Annotated in this window: 2 protein-coding genes; both read right to left on the bottom strand. The window is 41.9% G+C overall.

Annotated elements, in window-relative coordinates:
* Positions 1–552: 552 nt before the first annotated feature.
* A complete protein-coding gene (locus tag G493_RS0122630; protein ID WP_028582181.1) occupies positions 553–834 on the bottom strand; it encodes a hypothetical protein in 282 nt (93 codons plus the stop codon).
* A 6-nt stretch (positions 835–840) separates the two neighbouring features.
* Positions 841–1626, bottom strand: a 786-nt coding sequence (locus G493_RS33765; RefSeq protein WP_332308234.1) for an RHS repeat-associated core domain-containing protein, incomplete at its 5' end; no start/stop codon positions are given.

The following is a 1626-nucleotide window of genomic DNA, read 5'->3' as shown; positions in this document are numbered from 1 at the left end:
CGGATCGGCTAAATTGGTATATGCAAAGCAAATTACATGGAAAAGTGAAACTGTAAATGAGTGGAAATGACTCATTTTATTAACGCAGGGAGCTTGACTTAAAGAGAAATAAATCTGTCCCCTTTTTCTTTCGGTCTCAAGGGAAAACCTGCCAGCGGGAACAAGCCGAGCCTGAAAACCCTTCGACGGCTGAAAAAAATTGAAGAACTCCCGCCATCACAGCAGAAAGCTCTCTTCAAGACGATAGATAACTTCCTCAAAGGGGCGGAAAAGTAATACAAAAGCGGTTGAGAATCTTCTTCTCAACCGCTTTTGTCGTAGAGTTTGGGAAATGCCAATCAGCCGTTAAACCGGGCGGAGCCGGTTAACTCTTCATTCGGCATCCTTCATCCCGCACCGTTCGGATAACACCACATTTTGCGGTGTTATACAGAAAAAAATAGACTGGTCTTCTGTATATCTCCTTATTAGCCCGAATGCCCATTTGTCAAGCCTGACCCCTTGTCTCTTGCTTATTGGCGTATGTTAATTGGTACGGTGTCCCCCCATTTTCTATGTTACATACAAAATATCAGAGAAAGTTTTTATTTGAAAAATGAATGAAAATAACAACAAAGAAAAAGACAAAAATGCCGCCGTTTTATGAATCTTTTTTTGATAAGCATACCAAGTGATCAGGATGCATCCGATTATAGAAACAAGAGAAAAAGCCAGGGGAAGGTAAACAGGAGTAGCCCCCATTTTACTTCCTGCATACAACGTCAAAATATAGGTGCTACCACCACTCCAAAGAACAGATGTTGCTATTACCGTTATATTTTTAATATTTCGCATAATTCGTTATGGGTTCTTTGGACATTTATTGCTTCCAATTTGCGGTCTTACTTCAAGGTACTTTTCGCTCCAAGGTCCCCAGCTACCTCCATCCATCTTAGTAGCAAGATCTGCAGGGTCCATATCATGTGCCTTATGTTTAAAAAAGGTCATAACTGTCCCTGGCGCATAATCTGCAGATCCGCTACCAGATCCATGAGTAATCAGATTGCCAGATGAATCATAACAACACTGGTTTGCGTGTCCTCCAACGGGTTTTGACCTCATGCATTCTGATGCGCCTACATGATACCCGTGAAGATTGCTTGTTAATGGTTCCCATTTGGAGTCATCTGCGCATTGTTTTTTGCATGGACATCCAGGTAAATTATTGAGCCACGCTTGATCCGATTTCTCTAGCCTTAACCATTCGTTAAAAATCTGTTCGTTTGAGTAGGTAACATATAATTTGTCTGCATTTGCAGGTCTCACATCCCCTTCGATAAGACTAAGTTCTGCATCTCTGAGGGAAAATAACCCCACAGGGTCATACCAGTTCACAGGATTTGAGTCAACATACGCATACAGATTCATCCCCCCAGCAAGCCCAATCGGATCAGCAGAGACATACCTTCCCGTCCCCGGATCATAAAACCTGTGCCAATTGTAGTGCATGCCAGTTTCAAAATCATAATACTGCCCAGGAAAACGTAAATTATTCTTTACTTGATCAGTTTGAAGCTTAGCCTGGCCGAAAGCGTTATAAACTGCATCCCAAACAATAGATCCCGAATCATCAGTTACTATATTGAC

The organism is Desulfogranum japonicum DSM 18378, assembly GCF_000429945.1.
In the GTDB taxonomy this organism is placed as follows: domain Bacteria; phylum Desulfobacterota; class Desulfobulbia; order Desulfobulbales; family Desulfobulbaceae; genus Desulfogranum; species Desulfogranum japonicum.
Note: the sequence above shows the minus strand (reverse complement) of the source record. Positions and strands in the feature narration are given on the sequence as shown.

What these genes read in the sequence shown, in the direction of transcription:
- G493_RS0122630 (WP_028582181.1), bottom strand. Translation starts at nt 834, where the DNA reads ATGCGAAATATTAAAAATATAACGGTAATAGCAACATCTGTTCTTTGG.